General features: G+C 46.2%; 21 protein-coding genes. 11 read left to right on the forward strand and 10 right to left on the reverse strand.

Going from position 1 to position 23,312, the window contains the following annotated elements:
• Positions 1 to 121 precede the first annotated feature (121 nt).
• Positions 122 to 2,281: a proteobacterial dedicated sortase system histidine kinase gene (gene pdsS, locus TSUB_RS18695; RefSeq protein WP_087018986.1), complete on the reverse strand. Its 2,160-nt coding sequence runs from the start codon at positions 2,279 to 2,281 to the stop codon at positions 122 to 124.
• Positions 2,282 to 2,974, reverse strand: a complete 693-nt coding sequence (gene pdsR / locus TSUB_RS18700) for a proteobacterial dedicated sortase system response regulator (RefSeq protein WP_087018984.1) — start codon at positions 2,972 to 2,974, stop codon at positions 2,282 to 2,284. It abuts the gene before it with no gap.
• Between the two features lie 177 nt (positions 2,975 to 3,151).
• On the opposite strand from pdsR, the gene pdsO reads away from it, so the two are divergent.
• Complete coding sequence (gene pdsO / locus TSUB_RS18705; protein ID WP_087018982.1) at positions 3,152 to 3,850, forward strand: sortase-associated OmpA-like protein PdsO; 699 nt, start codon at positions 3,152 to 3,154, stop codon at positions 3,848 to 3,850.
• A gap of 243 nt (positions 3,851 to 4,093) precedes the next feature.
• Here the strand turns inward: pdsO and TSUB_RS18710 are convergent, their stop codons facing one another.
• Positions 4,094 to 4,810 (reverse strand): SPOR domain-containing protein, encoded by a 717-nt coding sequence (locus TSUB_RS18710; RefSeq protein WP_159064865.1) that lies wholly within the window; start codon positions 4,808 to 4,810, stop codon positions 4,094 to 4,096.
• 106 nt (positions 4,811 to 4,916) lie between these two features.
• Entirely contained in the window at positions 4,917 to 5,861 is a 945-nt protein-coding gene (locus TSUB_RS18715) for a chemotaxis protein CheV (protein WP_087018978.1), read from the reverse strand.
• A 365-nt stretch (positions 5,862 to 6,226) separates the two neighbouring features.
• On the opposite strand from TSUB_RS18715, the gene TSUB_RS18720 reads away from it, so the two are divergent.
• Positions 6,227 to 7,408, forward strand: a complete 1,182-nt coding sequence (locus TSUB_RS18720; RefSeq protein WP_087018976.1) for an amino acid aminotransferase — start codon at positions 6,227 to 6,229, stop codon at positions 7,406 to 7,408.
• Positions 7,409 to 7,456: 48 nt separating this feature from the next.
• Here the strand turns inward: TSUB_RS18720 and TSUB_RS18725 are convergent, their stop codons facing one another.
• Positions 7,457 to 7,933 (reverse strand): hypothetical protein, encoded by a 477-nt coding sequence (locus TSUB_RS18725; protein ID WP_087018974.1) that lies wholly within the window; start codon positions 7,931 to 7,933, stop codon positions 7,457 to 7,459.
• 277 nt (positions 7,934 to 8,210) lie between these two features.
• On the opposite strand from TSUB_RS18725, the gene TSUB_RS18730 reads away from it, so the two are divergent.
• The 5 genes from TSUB_RS18730 to TSUB_RS18750 all read left to right on the forward strand — a co-directional run bounded on the left by TSUB_RS18730 (position 8,211) and on the right by TSUB_RS18750 (position 14,404).
• Positions 8,211 to 9,233, forward strand: a complete 1,023-nt coding sequence (locus TSUB_RS18730) for a sensor histidine kinase (RefSeq protein WP_087018972.1) — start codon at positions 8,211 to 8,213, stop codon at positions 9,231 to 9,233.
• Positions 9,234 to 9,339: 106 nt separating this feature from the next.
• Positions 9,340 to 11,046, forward strand: a complete 1,707-nt coding sequence (locus TSUB_RS18735) for an SgrR family transcriptional regulator (protein WP_087018970.1) — start codon at positions 9,340 to 9,342, stop codon at positions 11,044 to 11,046.
• Positions 11,047 to 11,159: 113 nt separating this feature from the next.
• Positions 11,160 to 12,311 (forward strand): patatin-like phospholipase family protein, encoded by a 1,152-nt coding sequence (locus TSUB_RS18740; RefSeq protein WP_087018968.1) that lies wholly within the window; start codon positions 11,160 to 11,162, stop codon positions 12,309 to 12,311.
• Between the two features lie 874 nt (positions 12,312 to 13,185).
• Positions 13,186 to 13,842 carry a hypothetical protein gene (locus tag TSUB_RS18745; RefSeq protein WP_087018964.1) on the forward strand — a complete coding sequence of 219 codons (657 nt, stop codon included), beginning with the start codon at positions 13,186 to 13,188 and terminating at the stop codon, positions 13,840 to 13,842.
• Positions 13,843 to 14,104: 262 nt separating this feature from the next.
• Positions 14,105 to 14,404, forward strand: a complete 300-nt coding sequence (locus TSUB_RS18750; RefSeq protein WP_087018962.1) for a hypothetical protein — start codon at positions 14,105 to 14,107, stop codon at positions 14,402 to 14,404.
• 254 nt (positions 14,405 to 14,658) lie between these two features.
• On the opposite strand, the gene TSUB_RS18755 is transcribed toward TSUB_RS18750, so the two are convergent.
• On the reverse strand, positions 14,659 to 15,291 hold the full coding sequence (locus TSUB_RS18755; protein ID WP_159064864.1) for a hypothetical protein: 633 nt from the start codon (positions 15,289 to 15,291) through the stop codon (positions 14,659 to 14,661).
• A 259-nt stretch (positions 15,292 to 15,550) separates the two neighbouring features.
• Here TSUB_RS18755 and TSUB_RS18760 point away from each other — a divergent pair, with 259 nt between their 5' ends.
• Entirely contained in the window at positions 15,551 to 16,576 is a 1,026-nt protein-coding gene (locus TSUB_RS18760; RefSeq protein WP_221274520.1) for an IS110 family RNA-guided transposase, read from the forward strand.
• 447 nt (positions 16,577 to 17,023) lie between these two features.
• On the opposite strand, the gene msrQ is transcribed toward TSUB_RS18760, so the two are convergent.
• Complete coding sequence (gene msrQ / locus TSUB_RS18765; RefSeq protein WP_087018958.1) at positions 17,024 to 17,647, reverse strand: protein-methionine-sulfoxide reductase heme-binding subunit MsrQ; 624 nt, start codon at positions 17,645 to 17,647, stop codon at positions 17,024 to 17,026.
• Positions 17,638 to 18,639, reverse strand: coding sequence for a protein-methionine-sulfoxide reductase catalytic subunit MsrP (msrP, locus tag TSUB_RS18770; protein ID WP_087018956.1), 1,002 nt, complete (start codon positions 18,637 to 18,639; stop codon positions 17,638 to 17,640). Before msrP ends, msrQ begins: the two co-directional genes overlap by 10 nt.
• A 428-nt stretch (positions 18,640 to 19,067) precedes the next feature.
• Here msrP and TSUB_RS18775 point away from each other — a divergent pair, with 428 nt between their 5' ends.
• The 3 genes from TSUB_RS18775 to TSUB_RS18785 all read left to right on the forward strand — a co-directional run bounded on the left by TSUB_RS18775 (position 19,068) and on the right by TSUB_RS18785 (position 21,713).
• Entirely contained in the window at positions 19,068 to 19,493 is a 426-nt protein-coding gene (locus tag TSUB_RS18775; RefSeq protein WP_087018954.1) for a hypothetical protein, read from the forward strand.
• 75 nt (positions 19,494 to 19,568) lie between these two features.
• The gene (locus TSUB_RS18780; protein WP_087018952.1) at positions 19,569 to 20,702 is read left to right on the forward strand and encodes an acyl-CoA desaturase; all 1,134 of its coding nucleotides are present in this window, start codon (positions 19,569 to 19,571) and stop codon (positions 20,700 to 20,702) included.
• Positions 20,703 to 20,813: 111 nt separating this feature from the next.
• A complete protein-coding gene (locus TSUB_RS18785) occupies positions 20,814 to 21,713 on the forward strand; it encodes a L,D-transpeptidase family protein (RefSeq protein WP_087018950.1) in 900 nt (299 codons plus the stop codon).
• A gap of 78 nt (positions 21,714 to 21,791) precedes the next feature.
• Here TSUB_RS18785 and TSUB_RS18790 read toward each other — a convergent pair whose 3' ends face one another.
• Together TSUB_RS18790 and TSUB_RS18795 are read right to left on the reverse strand one after the other, a co-directional pair.
• Positions 21,792 to 22,067 (reverse strand): Lpp/OprI family alanine-zipper lipoprotein, encoded by a 276-nt coding sequence (locus TSUB_RS18790; RefSeq protein ID WP_087018948.1) that lies wholly within the window; start codon positions 22,065 to 22,067, stop codon positions 21,792 to 21,794.
• A 676-nt stretch (positions 22,068 to 22,743) separates the two neighbouring features.
• Positions 22,744 to 23,310 carry an SCO family protein gene (locus tag TSUB_RS18795; RefSeq protein WP_087018946.1) on the reverse strand — a complete coding sequence of 189 codons (567 nt, stop codon included), beginning with the start codon at positions 23,308 to 23,310 and terminating at the stop codon, positions 22,744 to 22,746.
• Between the last annotated feature and the right edge of the window lie 2 nt (positions 23,311 to 23,312).

Consider the following 23,312-nt stretch of genomic DNA (forward strand, 5'->3'; position numbering starts at 1 on the left):
GTGCCAATGGCTTGAATTTGTTAAGGATGAGCCGTGAATGATAGATAGCTCACATAACCACCCAACTGCTTGCCTCAGTTTCAAGGATGCAGTTGGGAGAGAATGTGACAAGATCGCAAAGTTATGCAGCAATCAAAGGGAGTGTGATAGTGACGACAACACCTTGTCGATCACTGCGGTTCGCTAACGTGATTTCGCCCTTGTGGAACTGGACAATCAAGCGAGCAATGTAGAGCCCAAGGCCTAAGTGTGGTTTCTCCTGCTTTGCTTTATGTTCACTTTCTTTGCCTTTCTTACGCAATGAGACCATAGAGTTAAAAAGCTGATCTTCCATTTCAGCGGGAAGCAATGGACCTTGGTTAGCAATAGTTATTTGTACTGCTGACTCACCCAAGACGACAAGGCGAATGTCTATGGGAGTATTAGCGACATGGAAGTCTATGGCGTTGGAAACGATTTTGTCGAGGCATTGCACAAGATGATCGGGTGAACCCATGACATGAAGGTGCTGTTCAGGGAGCACGACATTGAATTGAGTATCCGGGTAGGCGAGGGAGTAACCATGTGTACATCCATCAAGGAGTTCATCTAAACGATACTGCTCTCTATCGACTTGCTCGAGGCTTTGCTCGATCCGAGTCGCTTCCGTCATCAGAGACAAGATAGTGTTGAGACGATTAATCCCTTCTTGGGCTCGCGTAATATATGGCATGTTCGCGGGCTCAGTTTCACAAAATGCTAAGTTTTCCAACGATGACCGCACAACTGCGACTGGGGTGCGCAACTCGTGGGCCAAGCGGGAAGACATTTGCTCTAAGTATTGATGATAGCCATCTAACCGATCCATCATGGTTGCAAGACCACGAGACAGATCGCCAATTTCATCTTGGCGTTGGTCAATAGTAATCTTTTCTTGTACGCGTCCTTGCGTATCTATTGCGCGTTCTGTGTTATCGCGCAGACGGCGTATACGGTTGGAAATATGTGAGGCAAAGAGCAACAAGGTTGTGATGCCGAGAAGAATGATCGCACTGCTTAGTGAGAATAGCCCTTTTAGCGCTTCGACCTTCAAGGTCTGAATCCCGAGATTGGTTTCTTCGGCAATGACAACGCCGACGACTTTGCCATCGACATATACTGGATGCGCAGCCGAGAGAATAATGACATCTTTGTCATCTTCAGATTTTCGCCACCGTACATACGGTTGTCCCGCTAACGCTTGAGTAACATGAAGTCCGAGAATTTTTGCGTCATCGGTGCTTTCCGGTGTTGTATCCAGTTTGGGTAGTGGGAATAGCCATTCATAGAGTGGGGCAAGCAATCGGCTTACCACGTTGTCTGACGTGTTTAATGAGTTAGACCATAAACTTTGCTGAGGATTTAGCTGACCTGTTTTCGCAAGAACACGCCGTTGGTTGTCGATCACCTTCAAGTGGGCTTGGCTATGTGTCATCGCTTTGAGAATACGATCTATTTCTTCAGAGGGGGCGATGAGCTGACCAAGGCTAGTAGCTGTTTTGATGCTTGCTGTCGCAATGACGGTGTCGATATCACGGTTGAAGCTATCGTTAACATTGCTCCAGGAAAACCCTAGCATGTCGCCGATGTGATCCATTGGAAGTTGCAATTCGAGGCTATAACCGTGTTGGTGATTGCGCCAATAGCCTTGAATGTAGCTGATGGGGGAAAGGGCGGCGGTATCTGAAATCTCACCATCTACCGCATAAGTTTGCACAGGGCCGGTTTCTTGGCCAGCGATAGCATAATGCTGCAATCGCCCCTCCGGGGTGGTCATGGCAATCACCAGGTGATCGCTTCTATCCAATCTGGATGATGCGCTTCGACGCGTGATCAGCGTGTTGTCAGTGACATCAAAGAGCGCATAGAGATGGTCACCGTGCCGTCCGAGCATATGTCGAAAAGCATAATCTTCCTGCCGATAAGGGTAACGAGAAAACTGCACATAATGACGGCCGTAGGTCTTGATATGTTGTTCAAACCCGAGCCAATCATCAAACTCGCCATCAAGTGTTATCGGTGCCGGGAGTCTATAAGCATAAAGATCGCGTTGGGTATTGGTGCCAGTTTGCGGTTGCGATGAGAATAACGTAGGACGTTCATGCAGCGCTGTTGCGAGTGCTTGTGCCGTGCCCAGCAGATTACGCTCTTGGCCAACACGTAGGACTTTTTCCATTTCCCAGATATAGCGATAACCTAACCAAGGTAACAGCAGCAAGAAGCTACAAATCAATAGGGTTTTAGCGCGTAAACTGTTCCGCATCTACTTGGGCTCCTGCCAGCGATACCCCATGCCATACACCGTAGAGATATGGTCAAAATTGCTGTCAACAGCGATGAATTTCTTGCGAATACGTTTGATGTGCGACGTGATGGTATTGTCATCAACCACCACATGTGCTTCTTCCATGAGTGCTTGACGGCTTTTTACAACGCCTGGTCGACGAACCAGCGCATGCAGCATCCAAAACTCCGTCACCGTCAGGTCTATTGCATGGGAATCCCAATGTACGTGCATTTTTCCCTTATCAACACTGAGTAGGCCTCGGTCAATAACATCGCTGTCATCCGTTTGTTGTCCTTGCGCCTCAGAGCGGCGAAACAGGGCGGCAATACGTGCCATAAGGTGAGGGAGGCTGATATCTTTGGTGAGGTAATCGTCAGCACCCATACGCAAACCACATACGGTATCAAAGTCACTGTCGCGGGCAGTGAGAAAGACGATGGGTAGTGTGGGAGATTTGGCGCGAAGCGTTTGACAGAGTTGAAAGCCGCCATCAATCTCATCTTCCAAACCGATATCTATTAGCGCTAAATCAGGTAGGCTTTGTTCAAATCCGGCCATTGCCTCGGTGCGATTTGCATACCCTTTTACCTGATAACCTTGTCGCGTTAATACGTCGATGTAATTTTCGCGAATCGCTGTCTCATCTTCAACAATAACAATGCTTTTCATACAGTCACTTCCTCTTTGATGGGTTGACTATACCCGAAAAAGGGGGGAGGAAAAGTACTCTCGATCAAAAGCCACAATCTCGCCACAATTCATAAGTGAATTGCCATTTTGTTGCCTGCGCTGCGCCAGATTGCCTTGGTTTAATTAACCCATCAAACAAACACAAGGAATCAACACATGAAAAAGGCAGCAATCGTTACTCTTATCTCTTCAGCACTATTGGTATCAAACGTTCATGCATCGGAAGATCAAACGAGCCAGCATCAAATGTATGGTATCGGTGGAGGCGCAACCATTGGCGCGCTGGTGGGAGGCCCAGCCGGCGCCGTAATCGGTGCGATTGTCGGTGGTTTAGTCGGAACATCATCAGGACTGGAAGCGGAAAGCCGTGACCAAGCCGAGCAGATTGTACAGTTAACGACGGAGAAAGCCGCTTTAGAAGGTGTACAGCGAGATTACCAACTTGCGCAACGCGACAATGCGCATCTTCGTCAATCTTTACAGGCGATGCATGTTGCACCTCAACCGCTAAACATCAATGTGCAATTTCAAACGGGTTCTTACACCTTAGCGGCCCACTATCAGGAGCAGTTAGACACTATCGCCGACATGATGGTTGGCAGCGAAGACCAAACCTGGTTAATCGAAGGGCATGCCGATCGCCGTGGTGATGCTGAAGAAAACTTGGCTCTCTCTCAGATGCGAGCAGAAACAGTGCGCGAATACTTGATTCAACGTGGCGTTGAGCCTTCTCAATTATTGATGGACGCGTATGGCGATACGCTGCCCGTGATGGAGGAGGAAACCTTAGAAAACAATGTGTATGACCGTCGCGTCTCTATTAGCTACATGGGTATGAGCATGGTGAAGGAATAGGACATTGTTCAAGGCCGATGTGGCACTAATACCCATTGTGGTGATGGGGTTTGTATTGATGCAGTTGGCACTCAATACAGCCCCCATCCAGTAAGGAGAGAAAATCATGGTAAGAGAAATGGATTATTACTTAATGAGCAGCGTACTGTTATGTCTTTTTGTATGGTTATGGTGATGAAATGATGACAATGAACCGTTTACTTCGCTTTCACCAATGTAGCCTAGTGCTCTTGATCATGTTACTTAACGCATTGTGAGACAAGCAATGTTAAGTTCAGAGAGTGGAGAGATGAGTCTTGGTTGCTTCTCTCCACGGACAACAGCACTACCATCACTTAGCCAAAATGGCAGTACCCGCGGAAAGCGTTCCAGTGATTTGGTTTTCTCAAGGTCAGTGAACTGGGCGTGGTCGGGTAAATCCATGCCGTGGCGAGCGCAAATTTGCTGAGCGGATTTAAAATCGACACGAGACCATTTTTGATATTGCTCCATATAGTAACTGTTGTTGTCACCAAGGTAGACCATGGACAGGGTATAGCGAGAGTTCGCGCCTACAGAAGTGAGAAACTCTTGTTTCAAGCGCTGTGACTGTTCGGCGAGTTGCACTTGGTTTGCATCAACGCGTTCCACAGTAGCCACCATAGTGGAGGAAGGAGCATTGAGGGGCACAACACGAATAAAGGCATCGCTAAACTGAGATTCGGATTTGATTTTTTGCTTGATCTCTAACGCTTGTTGTGAGGTTTCAAAAGGCCCTAAAAGGCAACGGTATTGGTCTTCTTGGTAGTGTGAAACACGCATAGGATAGGGCTGTATCGACTCGATGTGATCGCGTGTTTTGACGAAATTTTCTTCGCGAACAACGCCACATTGTAGCCAAAGCTGACGATTTTCCATTTCTAAGCGAGTTGCCTCGGACTTGAATACACCATCCCCAATATCGCAGCGAGATGAAAGCAATGAAACACCACTTGGGTGGTCGGTGATTTGACAGCTGATTGTGGGGAAAGCAGTGGTTATTCCCAAGAATATCAAAGTGAAAAAACGCAAACGGCGAGTCCTTTCGTTATGAGTTTACAATTTGTCGCAAACGCTCCTGTACGACATCCACCAGCAGATCCGGCTGGAATTTTGAAATAAAGCGGTTACACCCTACTTTTTCTACCATTGCTTCGTTAAAGTTACCACTCAATGAGGTGTTAAGTGCAATGAAGAGATCTTTCATTCTAGGGTCATTTCTCACTTCATGCGTGAGTTTGTACCCATCCATCTCTGGCATCTCGGCATCGGTGAACATCATGAGTATTTCGTCATAAATGTTCTTCCCTTCATCCGCCCAGTGTTTCAATAGCTTTAATGCTTGCAATCCGTCATTGGCTTCAATGATTTCGACACCAAACGGCGAGAGTGTGTCTTTAATCTGGTTTCTCGCTGTAATGGAATCGTCAACGATTAACACTTTATGGCCATTTAAGTGGTGAATCACTTGATCATCAATGACTTCTTCAGAGACCGACACATCATAATCGACAATTTCAGCTAACACCTTCTCGACATCAATGATTTCAACGATTTCGTTTTTTCCTTCACGGATCAGATTGGTAATGGCGGTGAGGTAGTTATTCTTACCCGACGTCACCGGTGGAGGTTGAATCTCTTCCCATGACGTATTGACAATATTGAGTACTTGCCCCACCAGAAAAGCCTGCACAGTGCGGTTGTATTCGGTAATGATCAGGTTGCACTCTTCATCACGATTGAGTGGGCGCATGCCTATCGCCCCTCTCAGGTCAATAACCGGAATACTCGTGCCGCGTACCGTTGCAACACCGCAAATGTGAGGGTGCGATCCTGGCAACATGTTGAGCTTGGGTAAATTAAGAACCTCACGCACCTTAAACACGTTAATGGCAAACAGATGTCTTGTATTGAGTTTGAAGACGAGTAGCTCAAGACGGTTCTCACCGACTAATTGGGTGCGTTGATCGACGGAAGCGAGCAGGTTAGACATGACTTTCCTTTATAGCATTTATGGGAATAATTATTACTTAGGCAGTATGCCTATATTCCAATGTTTACAATGTAGCTTATAGAAACCAGTGTTGCTATATCCATGTTTTACTTACCTGCTATCCGTCGACACAGTGTCAAAGGCAAAATGAACCCAATGTATTATCCGGTAGGGTGTTAAATGAAAGGTGTGCTTGGTCGATGGGAGGTGTATTGGAGCCGTAAGTATAAACGTCTTTATCCTCGTGAAATCAAGGTATAAAGTTCGAATTTTACCTTATCTCGTTGCAGCAAAAAATGGATGAACTCGTTAACGATGAATGTTAGGTTGTTGGTATCTAAATAATTATAAACAGGAAGAAAAAGATGCTGTCACAACTCACCCCAGCGCCGCTGGATCCTATCTTGTCCTTAACGATGGCGTTTCGCGAAGATCAGCGTGAAAACAAGATGGATTTGGGTATCGGCGTGTACAAAGATGCCAGCGGTCATACACCGATTATGGCAGCCGTGGCGCAAGCTCAAGAAAAGCTCATTCAGATCCAAGATACAAAATCCTATGTCGGTCTAGCAGGTAATGAAGTTTTTAATCAGGCCATGATGAAATTGGTGCTAGGTGAGAAAAGTGCCGCTTATGCTCGCGCAGCCGCGGTGCAAACGCCGGGCGCGTCGGGGGCGTTACGCATGCTTGCTGACCTGATAAAGCAAGCAAGACCTAATGCCGTTGTATGGTTGAGTAACCCGAGTTATGTGAACCATCAACCCGTGATGGAAGCGGCAGGACTTAAAGTCGCCTTTTATGACTACTTTGACAGCGACAAAATGCAAGTGAATGAAGCCGCGATGTTAGCCTCGCTGGAAGCCGCAACGGCCGATGATATCGTACTACTGCACGGTTGTTGTCATAACCCTACGGGCGCGGATTTAAGTCTAGAAGGGTGGGAAGCGGTTGCTCAACTCGCCTTAAAGAAAGGCTTTACACCGTTTGTCGATATCGCCTATCAAGGCTTTGGCGATGGTATTGAAGCAGATACGCAAGGCATTCGCCTGTTAGCGGAACGTGTACCTGAACTATTAATCGCTACGTCTTGTTCGAAGAGTTTCGGGCTTTATCGTGAACGAACTGGGGCGGCTATCATTGTGGGTGAGTCATTAGAGGCATCCAATGTCGCGAAAGGACGTATCCTTCAATTGGCACGCTCGACGTACACTATGCCACCTGATCACGGTGCGGCAGTGGTAGCAACCATTTTAACCGATCCTCAACTCACTCAGATTTGGGAAGATGAACTGAATGCGATGCAAGCGCGTTTGCAGCGACTACGTCAAGGGCTGGTCGCGGCTTTTCAGGCGAGAGGTTGCCAACGCTTTGACTTTATCGTTGAGCATAAAGGCATGTTTTCACATTCGGGCTTAGCCGTAAGTGAAATCGATCGTCTACGCGAAGAGTTTGGCATATATATCGTTGGTGACGGCCGCATTAACATTGCGGGTATGCAAGAAGATAAGCTGACTATATTGGCAGAGGCAATTCTGTCTGTTATTTGAAGTTAATGCATAATCTATTAAAAAGCGCCAAAACTGGCGCTTTTTGCATTATTGCGGCGCGTTTAGACAAGTCCGCGAGTCTGATTGCTGAAGATGAAGATACATTGCTTGTTTGGCGAGGTCATGCTCTCCAAAGAGATCAGTGATGATGTAAGCAGTCTCATTGCCATATACCATCGCCGTCACGGTAGGCACTTGGTCAACATAACCCAAAAAGAGTTTTGCTAACCCTTCAGGGTCTTGGTCAAGCTGGGTGAGGTACTCAATGATCAACCCTCGTTGTGCTTCTGGCCAAGCCATTGCAACAACTCGCGCGTATCGGATGGTCAGAGGGTGACAGTCAACTTCATAGACGGTTAGCTCAATGTTGGAGGTTTTGTTGGATGCATAATGCACAAGGGGGGCATCACTGTCGAGATACAGCGCTAACCCTTCCTGAGACTCCGGCGTTGGGTACTGGGTATCGTCAACATGTGAGGCCATCCATGCGCGTCGCGCTTCATTGAGTTGATTGCTACTACTCATTTCGCCTTGTTACCTTTCCTTAGTGGGCATAATCGCACACATGTTGCGCAACCAATTGCGCTAGATGATTCAAACAGCCTTACACCATACGCGATATAGGGGACGAAAGCCAAAGTCCCTTCTTTAAGTGAGTAAAAACTAACCAATCCATTTTTCGAGTCAATAATGCGTGCTTTTTAGTCATGATGGAGAAAAAATGCGGCGCATTTCAAATCTTATCGAAATTGCGTTTGGCAGGGTGCGATGGGTATGACAACCATGAGTTTCGGAGGAAAACATGACCAGTTTTTTTTACTTTTTGTCTCATCGTGGCATATGGATAGTGTCAGCGGTGAGTCTGCTTGTCAGTATACTTACCTATCTCATTTTTGATGGGCTTTTTATACGCCATATGGCTATCTCTTTTGGTTATGGCTTTTCTTGCTATTCCGCAAATTTAATCGTTCGTAGCCTCTACCCTTATTGGTCTCAACTTCGCTACTCACTGATCGCGAGTATGATTGGAATCAGCATTGGTTCTGTGAATGCGTACCTGTGGATCAAAGGGTATGGGTTTGGTGAAGAGTGGTTACGTTTTCTCCCCATTGTTGCTCTTGCTGTCTTGTTTTCTGGAGCGGGGAGCTTTATGTTTTATCTCCAAGGTCAAGCGGTGAGTTTGGAGTCTGAGTTGATGAAAAACCAATTGATTCGACAAGACTTGGAACGTCGGCTTGCACTCAGTGAGTTGGAGTTACTTCAAAGCCAAGTTGATCCTAAATTTCTTTATCACACCTTAACGGATATTCGTCAGCTCATTGCGACAGACCCAGATTTGGCAGCACACTTAACCACACGATTAACTGACCTATTGCGTGTTTCAATGCCATTGAGTTATGACAAATGTACCACTTTAACCAATGAGGTGGCGTTGCTGGATACTTACTTGAGTATTCATGAACTCCGCTCTCAAGGTGGTTTTTCTTACTCTATTGAAATTGATGATGGTGTTTCCCCTCACTACGTATTACCTCCTAATTTGATCCAATCCATTGTTGAGCATGCGGTGCTGCATGGGGATTTGGAGCAATCCACGCCGAGAGATCTCTCTGTGGCGTTTAGGCGCGAAACGGATCAACTGGAAGTGCTGGTAATCGATAATGGCACCGGACTTGGTGCACTGCTTGAGCAAGAGGGGTCACAGAGCCTGAAACAGATCCAGGGGCGACTAACTCAGCTCTTTGGTGAGAAGGGCAGTTTCGAGATTTTCAAACAAGACCAAGGGCAGACAAGTATCCGATTAGCATGGCACTATGAAGGCTAGTGCGATTTTTTCGTTTCTAATTTGTCTGGCTCCGGTACCTTAGTCTGGACGCCATCTTATCTATCGCTAAAATAAGAGTTTTTAGCATTTCGGAACCTTCCTACTGATGAGTGGCTCTCGCTTAAAACAACAATTCCAAACACTCTTTCAACACTTCAATGGCCAAGACACTGCGGTCACTGTCGGCGAGTTGATGGAAGTTTTACACTGCACGCGCCGTAATGTCCGTATGGTCATGGGCAAACTCAGTGACGAAGGGTGGATCACCTGGACACCAGCCGTTGGGCGAGGGAAGCTGTCTCAATTAGTCTTTAACTTGACGCAAGACGCCTTGCTGCATGCTGATGTCACAGAGGCGATTCAAGAAGGGCGATTCGAGCGAGCATTGCATCTGCTAGGTGACGATAAGCAAAAGCTGGCTGCTTTTATTACTGAGCAACTGGGTTATGCGACGGTACAAGGCCGGCAAGTGCTTCGCCTGCCATACTACCGAGCAATAAACCCGCTTAATCCTCTGCAGCCCATGCGACGCTCGGAGCATCACCTTGCTCGGCAAGTGTTTAATGGTTTGAGCCGTTTTTGTGAGAAGACTGAAACAATACAACCAGATCTAGCGCATCATTGGAAAATGCTTTCTCCGTCACATTGGCGCTTCTTTTTGCGCCCGAGTGTCCGCTTTCATTCTGGAGCGATGGTGAGTATTGATGACTATATCGCCTCATTACAACGCTTGGCGAGCTTTCCTCTGTTCCAGCACTTTAAATCGGTGACTTCTCCTTTTGCTAATATCATTGATATCCAATTAAATACCGATGACTTTCATCTTCCTGAGCTGCTAGCCTCGATTGAGGCCGTGATACTCCCTGCAACTACGCCTCTAGCGCAGGATGGGTTTGAGCCGATAGGAACAGGGCCTTACCGAATTTTGCAAGCGGATTCTCAGCGCATCAAACTAGAAGCGTTCGATCACTATTTTGGTTTTCGGGCCCTGATTGATGAGATCGAAATTTGGGTGCTCGAGAATATCAGTGCTTGCCACCTTAATCCGGACATCAATCACTCGCCGATTTCTGTGATTGGTGAAAACCTTCATCAACCGTCACAATACTCGCGCCTGGATGAAGGATGCAGTTATTTGGTGCTCAATCAGTGCAGCGGTTTTTGTCAGCAAGAGGCTTGGCAGCAATATGTGATTAATCGCCTTAACCCTTTCGATATCCACCAGCAGCTGTTGCGCAATCAAACTCCCGCTTTTCAAATGATCCCCGCATATGGTTTCATGCCGGGATGGATTCATACAGCACCTAAAACCGCTGATATTAAACCGCCGCGGACGGGAGTAACGTTAAAAATAGCCGTGATTGAGAGTCACCCAATTTTCACTCAGATGGGGGATGCAATTCGTGAGCTGCTTTTTGAAGATGGTTTGCATTGTGAACTGGTTACGATGAGTTACATGGAGTTCCATACGTGCGACGGAAAGGATATCGATATTTGGCTTGGGAGTATTAACCTCGTTTCACGGCACCCTAGCATGATCATTAACTGGCTTTTTCAGTATGCGAATGTCACTCGGTCTGTCCCTGAGCAAGAGCTGGTAAACGCGTTCGAAGCCATTCGTTTATGGCGGGCACAAGAGCAAGGGGGGTGTCCTGCTGAGGAGTTACTGAATGCTTTTGTGTCGCATCGTGTCATTGTCCCCTTGTTTCATACTTGGGCTGGGGTCAATTCTGCTGAGCAGTTAAAGGGCGCTGAAACCAACAGTATGGGTTGGTTTGATTTCACTTCTGTTTGGGTCGATCCTGATATTTAGTCGTTTGTTTTATTTAGGTTTTTATCAATACATCTTTGCCTTTAAAAAAAGTCACAATATGCGCCATTTTGCACTATACCTATAGCTGGACTAATTCATCTAAGGAATAGAAAATGGCCACTACGCGATCTTCAAAAAGTAAAAAACCAAAGGTTTGTCTCGTTCTACAAGGCGGCGGCGCGTTAGGTGCCTATCATATCGGTGCCTATCAAGCGATGAAAGAAGCTGGTTTTGAGCCGGATTGGTTTGCCGGTATCTCAATTGGTGCGCTTAACTCTGCCATCTTGGCAGGAAACGAACCAGAGAACCGTTTGAGTCAACTCGAAACGTTCTGGAATCGTATTTCTCGTCCTAGCAGTGATGTCGTTATCCCGAGTGAAACGGCGGAGTCATACAACACGATCAGTGCTTCACAAGCGCTACTGTTTGGGCAACCTAATTTCTTTACCCCAAGACCGGTTAATCCTTTCTTTGCGTTTCCGGGTACGGAAGGCGCTATCAGTTTTTATAGCACCGCGCCGCTATTTTCGACAATGAACGACTTGTGCGACTTTGAGCGCATCAATACCAAGAAAAACCGCTTGATTTTAGGTGCTACGCGCGTAACTGATGGTGAACTTATCTTCTTCGACAACTACAAGTTACCTTTGGGCGCAGAACACCCCATCGCGAGCGGCTCTCTGCCTCCGGGCTTTCCTGCAACCCGTGTCGGAGATGAGTTTTATTGGGACGGTGGTTGCGTTTCAAACACCCCGCTAGATGGCATCTTGGATGTGGCGGATGAAAATGACGATTTGTTGATCTTTATGGTCGACTTGTGGAACGCACATGGCGACTTACCTAAGACTATGAATGAAGTCATGTGGCGTCAAAAAGAAATTCAATACGCTAGCCGCAGTAGTCATAACATTAGTGCTATCGTCGATCGACATAACCTCCACAACTTGCAGAAGAAGTTGGAAGTGGGCTCTGAAGCAGTGCCAAATGCAACAAATCTAAAAGAGGGGGGCAAGATTGATATCGTCCACATCACTTATGATGCTGTTCAAGGGCATATTCCATTGAGTGATACAGAGTTCTCTCGTCGTTCTATCGAGATTCGTCGCAACTGTGGTTACGAAGATATGACTAAGGCAATTGAAAGCTCGCCATGGACGAAGCGCGCCTCAACATTGAACGCCTGTGTTCACCGTAAGGATCGTACAAACGGATGGGATTGCGGTGATAAAGTGACTAAAATTACCGCAAAGAAAAAGGCATCGTAACGCGGTGTACTGCCGTTTTGCAGCGGCGTTCTAGAGAAAAGAGTGAAATGTGACGAAGCAATGAATTTTTCTTTTGGATGTTAACACCTTCTTAAAAATTGCGCTTTATTAATAATCAGGCCGCTTGCAGTTGTAGTGGCCTAGTGAAATCAAGCTTTTTTGAAGGATAGGGTATGCTCGATCCAAGAGATAAATTTGATGATGACGATTGGTCAGAGGCAGATGATTACGGTCAAGACTTCGATTACGATGATTGGCCGGAATCTGATGATGGCTATTTCGATAATGATTAGTAGTAATAAGGCTTCTTCGGAAGCCTTTTTACTTTCCAGAATCAATGGCTACCTTTGCAATACAGTGGTGCAAAGAGGTGATTGAAAGGCATTATTCTGCTTGCCGTGTATCAATTGCTAGCCTTGTTTATACTCAAGCCACCTCAAGATGCAGGATTCAGAAGCAGACTAGCGATTCGAGTTCAAGGCAAAGGGGTGAAGGAATGGTTTCCCCTTTTGAGCGCCTTTAACGCAGAAATCGGGGCGCTAGTCGCTTCCCAAAGGGCGAGTTTTCTAGGCTCGCCACCTTTGTTACTGCTTTTTGATTTAGTCTACTAGACCTTCAAAGCAGTGCCTCGATGGCAAACCTAGAAACTCTCGCTGAACAAGCATCTTGAGGTGGCTTGAGTATAACCCTCGGTTATCGTTAATTCAGCCCCAACTACCGTGTACGATCAAGCGCGCTAATGCTTGCAGTTCGAGATGTTGAGCGATTTCTGCTCTTGGGCAGGATGCTATCGAAGTTTTGAGTCAAAACAGAGGAAGAATCTGTATGGTCGTGTTATAAGTCTTTGTAGATGTAGTAAGAATGGACTCTAATAATGATGTATAAAGCTTCACTTCTTGGCTTGGCCCTAATTAGCCCTTATTTATTTGCTGAGGAGCTTCCTTCAGCCTTAGAAGGCATTGATATCTTTCGTATGCCGTCAGTTTATGTTGGCCTCTCGGTTAACAGTGGTTTGATAGAATTAACGTCTCCGAAAATTGGAGAAGAAGTTAAGTTTAAAGGGGATAATAATCTCGCTGTTCAGCTTGGTTTGATGCAGCCTGCCGCTTACTTCGGAGAGTCTCGCTGGGGTTACCACACAGAGTTGTATGTGATGAGCCTTGATAACAAGTTTGATGCCGAAGACGCGACACGGTATCGCAATGGTGATATATCAGGCTACAGTGTCGTGGCAGAGCCAGTGCTGTTTTATCAATGGGGTAGTGCATCAACATGTGGCAATTGTAAGGGACTTCGGCTACAAGCTGGTGTTGGTGGTCGTTATGTCGACATTGATGGTGATGTCAGTAGCAGCAACGATACGGTTCGATTGAGTCACAGCGGTTTTGGCTTTTCTTCGCACCTTGCGTTAGTCGGCCATTATGGTCACTGGGAACTCGCGTTGCGTTTGAATTCCGCCGTGAAAGTCGATGATGGCGATACCGAACTTCGCAAAGGTATGTCACAAGTTACTTTTGGCTATCGGTTCTAATTACTGGGCTAAAGTGCCTTTATAATTAGTTACTTAGAATTGGGCATTTCGATGTGCATCAAGATGCCTAATTGCAATATAATTCATGGTCATGTTTTTTATATTGATATAACTAATCGTTTCTAAAATTTTTTTTCCCAACTTTCAAGGTGTTGTTTTATCTATCCCGTTTGATTGACAAAAAGCACTCGATACCTAGTACGAATGAAAGCGTTATCGCCTATGATTAAATAGTCTACCTGTTTTGTTAAGGAGAACGCTTATGTTAGCCAAATGTCGTCACTATACTCTTCCTGGTACGCCCGAGTTACATGCAACAGTAAACGTCATTCCTACAGGCATGGTACATGTCGAAATTCTAGAAAATCGGCAAAGTATTGATGCCGATTTCGAACAGCTCTCGTTTAAAACACATGGCCGCATGACGGATTTAGTTTGCTATTCTGAGGCGGGTAAAAAAGAGTGTTGGAACTTGGGGATGAACAGTGAAGATGCACGTGATTTGGCGAAGTTGATTGAAAGTGCAGAAGAGGAACTAGAGATCCTCATGCGTGACTTGTAACTGGCAGTGATTGCGTACTGAAATGTTTAAAAAGTAAGAGCCTCCGATTGGAGGCTCTAGAAATCATTTTTTGTCTTTTAGTGACTTGAGCATTTGCTTCAGTTTCTTAGACGATACGCGTTGTTTTCCCATCTTTTACTTCTCCTTTTTATTTAATCCAATCATTACGTTAGCAATAATAAGCATGAATATGAAGTGATGGGTGTTGCATAATTTAGTGTATTATTTGAGCTGTTGCATCGAGAGCTGTTAAATCAGCAGCGAGAGAGGTCGATATGTGCGGAAAGCAGCATGTAGCGATGTATCGGCAGGTCTGTATTAACTTTAAGTAAAGGGTGGCGGAGGTCGGTGTTAATTTCTCGCCACCCAAAGCGATGTTTTAGGTTCGAGCGCAGCGAGTCCGGGCTAGCTTGTAAACGAATACCTTCGTTGTAGTACGCTTGAAGGTTATTAGGGAGTTCGCCAATCCACCATGCTGGCAGTTGTTTACTGGCTCGACTGCGATCAAACCAGTGATCTGCGATGATCAAAATGTGCTGCTGGTTGACATGCTCCATCTGTAATTCGATGAGATTGAGTTCTTCAATGAGCGTTTCTCTGCAATGGTGATTAGCACTGAGCATTTGCTGTGCCACAATCCAAATTTCATGTCCCTCGTAGCTCACCATATAAACTGGGTGAGCAAAAGCAGGATCGCTTCTCTTTTCTTGTGTCTCGGCATTTATATCGAGCTTCATTAACTGGTGGCATAGGCGACGAGCGAGCGCCTTCCCAAGATGGTTTTCCTTCATACCGCGATTGTGCACTGTAGGGTAATGGTGCTCGCACAGTAGGCGGCAATCCACGTCAAAAGCAGCAAGACAGTCTTCAATGAGTTGGTGTATCAACGATGGCACCCTTTTGTTTTAGGCGCGTTAAATTCGGCTGTCATAGGCATTAATCGATCAGAAGGTGAAAAGTACAAATCGTACATCGTGTTCTCTGTTGTCCATATCAGATATAAAGCAAAGTGCATTTGAGGTAGAAACTGTACACGAATCCAACACTTGCCGTGATTTGATGTAATGGTCTTCCCTCGCACTAATCGGCATCGCAATGTGCCAAGATAGCGTTGATAAATCGCCTATCTAAAAACGAGGGAAGACCATGAATAAGTGTAAAACCATTGGTATCGATTTAGCAAAGAATACTTTTTACTTCATCATGTTGGACAAACAGGGTAAGCAAGTTGAGAGAAAGAAATTAAATCGACAACAGCTCATTGGCTATCTCTCGAAGCTAGAGACTTGTGTCATTGCGATGGAAGCATGCGGTACAGCGCATTACTGGGGACGAAAAATAGGCCAGCTAGGGCACTCTGTTGTATTACTTCCCGCTCAGCATGTGAAAGGCTATTTACGAGGCCAAAAGAATGACTATAACGATGCAAAGGCCATCGCAGAAGCGTGTCAGCACGGTGCGATTCGCCCCGTTGCGGTCAAATCCCTAGCGCAGCAAGACGACCAAACTTTTTTGCTCATGCGTCAACACGTGAGTAGTGACAGAAAGCGCTTAATCAATCATGTGAGAGGGTTGCTGGCGGAGTATGGGGTAGTGCTGGCGAGAGGAAGTCAGGTATTGCGTAAATCGCTGCCTTTTATTCTAGAAGATGTTGAGAACGGCTTAACCGACGAATTTCGAGCGCTTTTATTCAGGCAATACACACAACTCGAAAGGCTTGACGAAGAGCTACAGTGGTACGACGAAAGGTTGGCCGAAAAAGTGAAGCAAAAAGACGTTTGTCAGCGTTTGATAAAAGTGCCAGGTATTGGTCCCGTGGTGAGTTTTTCCTTAAGAGCCTGGATGGGAAGTGGTGAGCAATTTAAACGAGGGCGTGATGCGTCAGCAGCCTTAGGTTTAGTGCCCAAGCAATTTAGCACGGGAGGTCGAGAGGTATTGCTTGGCATTACAAAGCGAGGGAATCAGCAGTTAAGGTCATTCGTGGTTCATGGTGCAAGAGCGGTTGTGAGTCGAGCCGATGGCAAAACAGACAGGCTTAGTCAATGGATATTGCGGCTGGTTGAAAGGCGAGGTTTTAACAAGGCTGTGGTGGCGCTGGCGAATAAGATAATCCGTATCGCGTGGGTCATTATCTGTCGAGGAGAAAGCTATAAAGCGCCAGCGGCGGTTTAACAGAAAGATTTAACTAAAGCGTCACACACCAGATATTGCGTAGATAGCAGTTTAGATGAAAAACAGGTAAGACCAGCATATAGGGACCCTGATATACTCAAAGGTTTACCAAAACCGTTAATTTGATAAGGGCTATATGCGCGAAGTGTCATCAAGGCCAGAAGCCACACGAGCTTCACGCATAGGCCGGATATATGAAAGCAACCTGTCCCTTTTATCGACATTGGTATCTTGCCAATAGAGGGAAGACCATATATGAGTATAGCCCTTTTAAATTATTGAAGGGAAATACCCCAAAAGACTGTGAAGTGACAAATAGTCTAAAAGAGAGGGCGTGTCATATTGGACTATCACTTGGCACATGCTTGCGTCTGATACTCAAACATCTTGAGTATATTTACAAAACTCACTGACATTGGATAGTGATCGTCGTGGAAAAACGCAGCATTACTGTTGATTAAATGAGAGTTTAGTCACTGTTTGCTTGAGTTTTGACCACCTCATTGCCAATAAGAGGATAAAGCCAAGTAAATAAAGAAAAGGGGATGTTAACCCAGACTTCACTGACCAAAGGTAGTGAATGGGGGCGAGTAGGGCGATGAGATACACCGTGTTATGTAGTTGCTGCCAGCGTTTCCCCATTTTGGCTTGCAGTGTTTTGAATGAGGTGATGGCTAGCGCGGTGAGCAAGAGGAAGGCGATGAGGCCCAAGATGAGATAAGGGCGACGCGTGGTTTCTTCGAAAAAGAGAGTGAGAGACAAGCCTAAATCGAGCCAGAAATAGATGAGTACGTGAATCAAGGCCCAACTAAAACAGTATAAGCCAAGCAGCCGCCGTACGCGCATCAGTTGGCCAAGCTTGAAACGCTTGGCGATGGGAGACACAAGTAACGTTAGGATCAGTAAATGTAGTCCGGCTTTGCCGGTATAATGGCTCATCTCTTGTAGCGGGTCTGCGCCCATTGCACCTGATAACACCGCGACAACCAAATAAACAAAGGCGATCACGTTGAGTGTGTGAATAACAATTTTTAATCCAAGCAGGCGCTTGGGCGTGAGCTTTAATACCATTTGCTGAGATCCATATCCTTGTACATACTGGCGACCTCTTCGCCATAGCCATTGAACATCAAGGTGGGTTTGCGCTCACTACTGAACAAGTTACCTTCACCGATGAAGCGCTCTGATGCTTGCGACCATCGAGGATGGTCAACACGAGGATTTACATTGGCATAAAACCCATATTCTCTAGGCGCGAGTTTATTCCAGGTTGTGGGTGGCATAACATGAGTCACGCTGATGCGAACGATGGATTTGATGCTCTTAAAGCCGTATTTCCATGGCACGACTAAACGCACAGGTGCACCGTTTTGTGGTGCGAGACTTTTGCCATACAGTCCCACTGCCAGCAAAGTAAGTGGGTGCATCGCCTCATCAAGGCGAAGGCCTTCGACATAGGGGTAATCGATGCCTCCTCCGACTCGGCGTGATGCTTGACCGGGCATTTGCTCGGGATCGTACAGTGTTTTGAAGGCGACATACCGTCCATCACTGTTTGGTTCGACCATTTTGAGTAGATCAGCCAGCGGGAAGCCGATCCATGGAATGTTCATTGACCATGCTTCCACACAACGCAACCGATAGATACGCTCTTCCAAGGCGAAGCGGCGAAAGAGATCGTCAAAACTGAGCGTTGTTGGATTGTTTACCATCCCGTCCACGTTGAGTGTCCACGGGTCTACCTTAAAGTGTTGGCTATTTTCTGCTGGATCAGATTTGTCTGTACCAAATTCATAAAAATTGTTGTACTTCAGTATTTTATCTTCAGGAGTCAAGATAAGGTTGCTGGGGTTCTCCTTTGCTTGCAGTGGCGAGCGTTCAAACTCAGGTACGGGTTCATCATCAAACCAATCGAATAGGCTAGCATCAACAGAGGTGGCCACGGGTAACGTTGCGGCTGCGATGCCCAACTTTTTTAAAATTTCTCTGCGGCCCTTGTAGATGTGCTCAGGGGTTGCTTCACTCTCTTTTAGTTCCCAACGTCTGGTTTTTTTAATCAACATAGTGGTTCCTGAAGATGCTGAAGTTATCGTTAAAGTGACGATATAAACAAAAAATTAAGGCTATGCTTAACTTTACGCCACTTTTCTCCAATTGGATTGAATTTGTCTCAATTGATTATTTTTACAATTACTTCTTTAGACCGCCCAAGTCGCAAAACACTTTCAAACTATTTTATAAATGGGTTTGTGCGTGTAGAAAGTTCAGTACAATTCGTTACGAATATGCTTAAGGAGAGAATGACATTGAGCATTTAATGACGGTAGTATTTGCCTATACCCAAGTGACTTTAACGTGCGCTGTTGAATCTTAGATAGAAGTTCAAACCGTGAACGGTCATAAATGTAAATGTGGCTCCTTAGGCGTTCCAGTGGATGCGCATCGGGAGTGTAAAGGTCATTTGGGTATGGTCACTTTTTAGGGAAAAAGAATGAAAAAGAGAGTACTTGCTGCCGCGGTTGCGCTGATGGTCAGCGCGCCGACAGCTTGGGCAAATTATGGATTTGATGCAGGTATTTACTTGGGTTCGCCATCTTCAGGATTAACCATCAAACCGCATCCGTTATTTAAATTCTCACTCGGGCTCGATACGTTTAGCTTCTCAGGTGACATCATTATGAATCTCTCTGAAGCGCTTGGGCAGCCGCAACTTGAGGCGCTCTATGCTTATGGTGGTATCCAGTATACGGATGATGATGAACATCGATTGGGGCCACGATTTGGTGTGGGATTTGAATTTCCATTGGGGATGACAGATTTGATGACATTCTACGCAGAGGCAGGGCCAACTTGGTATTTAGATAAAGAGAGCACGATGCGATTAGAAGGTCAGGCAGGGGTGCGTTTTAAGTTCTAATTGTTAATTCCTTGTTGTGATTTTTGGTCGGGACGCTATTATGGCTTACACGTGTAAGCTGAAAGGTGTCCTGACATGTCTGATTCTGTTAAACCCAAACTCATCTGGGTTAATAATTTTCTATTTTTGAGTACTTTTTTGGTCGCTGTGATTGTCGTGCCTTGGTATGGCGTAGTGCATGGCTATAGCGCTGGACTGTGGTTCGCCTTGTTGATTTGCTTTAGTTACTGTGGCCTTTCTATCACTGCGGGCTATCACAGACTGTGGGCTCACAAGAGTTACAACGCGCACTGGTCGATGCGATTTATTTATGCGCTCGGCGGCGCGTTTGCATTGCAGAACAGTGCGTTGCACTGGAGCTCTGATCATCGAGTCCATCACAAGCACGTCGATGCCCCAGAAAAAGATCCTTATGCGGCCACGAAAGGGCTTTGGTACTCCCATATTGGCTGGATGTTGCGTGAGTATCAGCCAGAACGATACGCTGATTACGCCAACTGTCGTGACTTGCAGAGAGATGCCATCGTCATGTGGCAACACAAATACTATGTTGAGCTGGCTATTCTAATGAACATTGGTGTGCCTCTCGTGATAGGTCTTTTCGCCGGGGATGTGTGGGGAGCGTTACTGCTCGTTGGTTTTCTTCGCTTGGTATTGAGTCACCATACGACTTTCTTTATTAATTCCTTAGCGCATTTTTGGGGATCCCAGCCTTACACTGATCGTAATACCGCCCGTGATAATGGGGTATTGGCACTCTTCACCTTCGGGGAGGGGTATCATAACTTTCATCACTTGTTTGAAAATGACTATCGAAATGGCATTCGCTGGTGGCAATTTGATCCTACCAAATGGCTCATCAATGGCCTGTCGTACCTTAAGTTGGCATCCGATCTGCGTCGAAGCCCAGCAGATCGAATTGAAAAAATGAAAGCCAAGATGACATTGAAGAAAGCGCAGACAAAACTCGCCGCATTACCACAGGCTACACTGTCACGTGAGCTTCTGGAGCAAGAGTATGAACTCCTTCTCACCCGTATTTCTGATTACTATCAGGCTAAAAAAGCCTGTATTGAAGCCAAACAAGAGGCGCTGCAGTCGGGCATTAAAACCAAGCTAGAAAATGTGGAAACCCATTACGATGCGATGAAGCGCTCACTGGGTGAACAGCGACGTCGATGGCGACAGCTTACCGCGCAATATGCTTAAGTATATTCGCTTATGCTGTGCTGTTATCAGCTTGGTATGGCTTGTTGAACATTTCACTCTCGGTATATAGTGTCAAAAAACGATAGCTAAAAGGTAACTCTTGTGCGACGAATGTGGTGTAGCCTCTTGCTTCTTGCTAGCTCGGTCAGTGTAGCGACCGAGTACAACTTGCCGATAGAAGGGCGTTTGATCGGCAAGCTCGAAACCTATCAGCCAACCGGCGAAGAGAGTATGGCGGATATTGCCGATAAGTTTCATGTCGGTATTCTCGCGCTGTTGGAAGCGAACAAAGGGAGCGATCCTTATCTGCCGAGAGAAGAGGATCTACTGACAATTCCAACGCAAATGCTCTTACCAGACGTGGCTAGAGAAGGGGTTGTGGTTAACTTGGCGGAGTTGCGTCTCTACTATTTTCCTCCAGACACAGAAACAGTGCATGTGTTCCCGATTGGTATTGGGCGGATAGGCAGAGAAACCCCCGAAATGGTCACGCACATTACCAGTTTAATTGAACATCCGACGTGGACGCCGACCGCGAATATCCGCAAAGAGTATTTAGAGAAACACGATATCGTGTTACCGGATGTTGTACCGGCAGGCCCGGAAAACCCACTTGGTGATCATGCCTTACGCTTGGCGGCTGGGAATGGTGAATACCTAATCCATGGCACCAATAAAACCTATGGGATAGGGATGCGAGTGAGTTCAGGGTGTATCCGAATGCTCCCTCCCGATATTGAGTGGCTATTCGGGGAAGTGCAGCGCAGAACAAAAGTCACGGTGATCAACCAGCCACTAAAAGCCAGTCTAGAGCCGGATGGCAGCCTGTATATGGAGGTTCATCAACCACTGTCTGCAAATGAAGATGAACAGCACATTTATAAGCGTATTCCGCCTCCTGAGGTGATTGTGCAATACCTTGGCGATGACCGACGTGGTTTAGCAATGATGAATGCGGCACTTCGCTTGCAAGCGGGCGTCCCCGTTGAGATTGTTGGCGAGGTTTTCTAACGCTCGACATTGCCTGGTATGAGGTTAATAAAAAGCGCCTCGATAGAGTGACTATCGAGGCGCTTTTTATTGAGCGAATTACTTGGTGTAAGAGCTTGGTACGTTATCAATACGTTGGTTGGCGCGCATCGCTTCTTTCATTGCAGCGTCAGCAGTTGATTCCATCGACTGTACTGCAGAACGCGTATCGCGTTGCTGCCTTTCAAGTGATTGCACCTGCTGAGATAGCATTTCGATCTGCTTAGTCAGCTCTTTGATTTCGTCTGTTTCCATCTCGGCCTGAGGTGAGCTTGAGCAACCCACCATGAACATGGTTAATGCAGCGATAGAAAGAACTGATAGTGTTTTTTTCATAGCAACCTCTGGTTTTTTCTTTGGTTATTTATACCCAAGTAACCTCTGAGTCCTACAAGCTGAGGACACTTGGGTATATGCGTTTCATTTTTAGCATCGCGACTTCTTCAACAGACTGAAGTAACACGCATTGACTCGTCGCTTACACGGCATGATAAAAATGCAGTAAAACCAGTATGACACAGGGTTTCGAGATTCGAACTCATTTGATCACTTCCTCACAAAAAACAGTTAAAAAGAATGACGATGCTCCCACTTTATTCGCTAGGGGACTGGTGTTTTAGTGTTTGTAAGCAATTTTAGCGGCGCACATCACAGTCACTTTGGAAACGATATACCTACACTCAAACCACCTCAAGATGCTTGTTCAGCGAGAGTTTCTAGGCTTGTCAACAAGACACTGTTTTGAAGATCTAGTGGACTAAATCAAAAAACAGTAACGACGGTGGCGAGCCTAGAAAACTCGCCCTTCGGGAAGCAACTAGCGCCCCGATTTCTGCGTTAAAGGTGTTTGAAAGGGAAAGACATTCCTTCACACCTTTGCCTTGGTATCTTTACCTTGACTTAGACGCGCTAGGCCGCTTCTGAATCCTGCATCTTGAGGTGGTTTGAGTATATGGGTTAAATGAAAAAAGCACGCATTGCGTGCTTAATGGAGGGTAAGAAGAACCTAGTCTTATGACTCAGGGTTGATTTGCGCATCAATCGCAGCGGTGAGTATTGCTGGGTTCATCGTATGCGGCACCTTATCGAGCAATTCGCCTTGGTTATTAATAAGGTAAAAAAAGGAGCTGTGGTCAACCGAGTATTCAAGCTCTGAGTCTTCAAGCTCAGTACGCTTGAATAATACACCGTAAGTTTTCGCAAGCGCCTCGAGTTCAGTGTCAGAGGTGGAAACGCCGACGATGTTGGGATGAAAGAATTGGGCATACTCAGCGCTTTTCTCCGGTGTATCGCGCTCGGGATCTAACGAAATAAAGAGTGGTAGCAATTTCGCTTGGTCATTGTCATCCATCTGACGTAACGATGCGGCTAATACTGCGAGCGAAGTAGGACAAATGTCGGGGCAGTGAGTAAAACCAAAGTAGGCGACGCGAAGGCGGCTGTCAGTTGCATCTTCTAAAGTGAATATCTGATCTGCGCTCAGTAAATTGACTGGCGCCTTAGGTTGTTGATCAACGTACCAACGCAATCCGAGGCCGGCGCCTAGCGCAATTATCAATATCAATGCCTTTTTGAACATGT

Origin of the sequence: Thaumasiovibrio subtropicus, from assembly GCF_019703835.1 — a bacterium.
Lineage (GTDB): Bacteria > Pseudomonadota > Gammaproteobacteria > Enterobacterales > Vibrionaceae > Thaumasiovibrio > Thaumasiovibrio subtropicus.

What these genes read in the sequence shown, in the direction of transcription:
- TSUB_RS18780 (WP_087018952.1), top strand. Translation starts at nt 19,569, where the DNA reads ATGTCTGATTCTGTTAAACCCAAACTCATCTGGGTTAATAATTTTCTA.
- pdsR (WP_087018984.1), bottom strand. Translation starts at nt 2,974, where the DNA reads ATGAAAAGCATTGTTATTGTTGAAGATGAGACAGCGATTCGCGAAAAT.
- TSUB_RS18745 (WP_087018964.1), top strand. Translation starts at nt 13,186, where the DNA reads ATGATGTATAAAGCTTCACTTCTTGGCTTGGCCCTAATTAGCCCTTAT.
- msrP (WP_087018956.1), bottom strand. Translation starts at nt 18,639, where the DNA reads ATGTTGATTAAAAAAACCAGACGTTGGGAACTAAAAGAGAGTGAAGCA.
- TSUB_RS18730 (WP_087018972.1), top strand. Translation starts at nt 8,211, where the DNA reads ATGACCAGTTTTTTTTACTTTTTGTCTCATCGTGGCATATGGATAGTG.
- TSUB_RS18785 (WP_087018950.1), top strand. Translation starts at nt 20,814, where the DNA reads ATGTGGTGTAGCCTCTTGCTTCTTGCTAGCTCGGTCAGTGTAGCGACC.
- TSUB_RS18750 (WP_087018962.1), top strand. Translation starts at nt 14,105, where the DNA reads ATGTTAGCCAAATGTCGTCACTATACTCTTCCTGGTACGCCCGAGTTA.
- TSUB_RS18715 (WP_087018978.1), bottom strand. Translation starts at nt 5,861, where the DNA reads ATGTCTAACCTGCTCGCTTCCGTCGATCAACGCACCCAATTAGTCGGT.
- TSUB_RS18795 (WP_087018946.1), bottom strand. Translation starts at nt 23,310, where the DNA reads ATGTTCAAAAAGGCATTGATATTGATAATTGCGCTAGGCGCCGGCCTC.
- msrQ (WP_087018958.1), bottom strand. Translation starts at nt 17,647, where the DNA reads ATGGTATTAAAGCTCACGCCCAAGCGCCTGCTTGGATTAAAAATTGTT.
- TSUB_RS18735 (WP_087018970.1), top strand. Translation starts at nt 9,340, where the DNA reads ATGAGTGGCTCTCGCTTAAAACAACAATTCCAAACACTCTTTCAACAC.
- TSUB_RS18720 (WP_087018976.1), top strand. Translation starts at nt 6,227, where the DNA reads ATGCTGTCACAACTCACCCCAGCGCCGCTGGATCCTATCTTGTCCTTA.
- TSUB_RS18760 (WP_221274520.1), top strand. Translation starts at nt 15,551, where the DNA reads ATGAATAAGTGTAAAACCATTGGTATCGATTTAGCAAAGAATACTTTT.
- TSUB_RS18775 (WP_087018954.1), top strand. Translation starts at nt 19,068, where the DNA reads ATGAAAAAGAGAGTACTTGCTGCCGCGGTTGCGCTGATGGTCAGCGCG.
- TSUB_RS18740 (WP_087018968.1), top strand. Translation starts at nt 11,160, where the DNA reads ATGGCCACTACGCGATCTTCAAAAAGTAAAAAACCAAAGGTTTGTCTC.
- TSUB_RS18725 (WP_087018974.1), bottom strand. Translation starts at nt 7,933, where the DNA reads ATGAGTAGTAGCAATCAACTCAATGAAGCGCGACGCGCATGGATGGCC.
- pdsS (WP_087018986.1), bottom strand. Translation starts at nt 2,281, where the DNA reads ATGCGGAACAGTTTACGCGCTAAAACCCTATTGATTTGTAGCTTCTTG.
- pdsO (WP_087018982.1), top strand. Translation starts at nt 3,152, where the DNA reads ATGAAAAAGGCAGCAATCGTTACTCTTATCTCTTCAGCACTATTGGTA.
- TSUB_RS18790 (WP_087018948.1), bottom strand. Translation starts at nt 22,067, where the DNA reads ATGAAAAAAACACTATCAGTTCTTTCTATCGCTGCATTAACCATGTTC.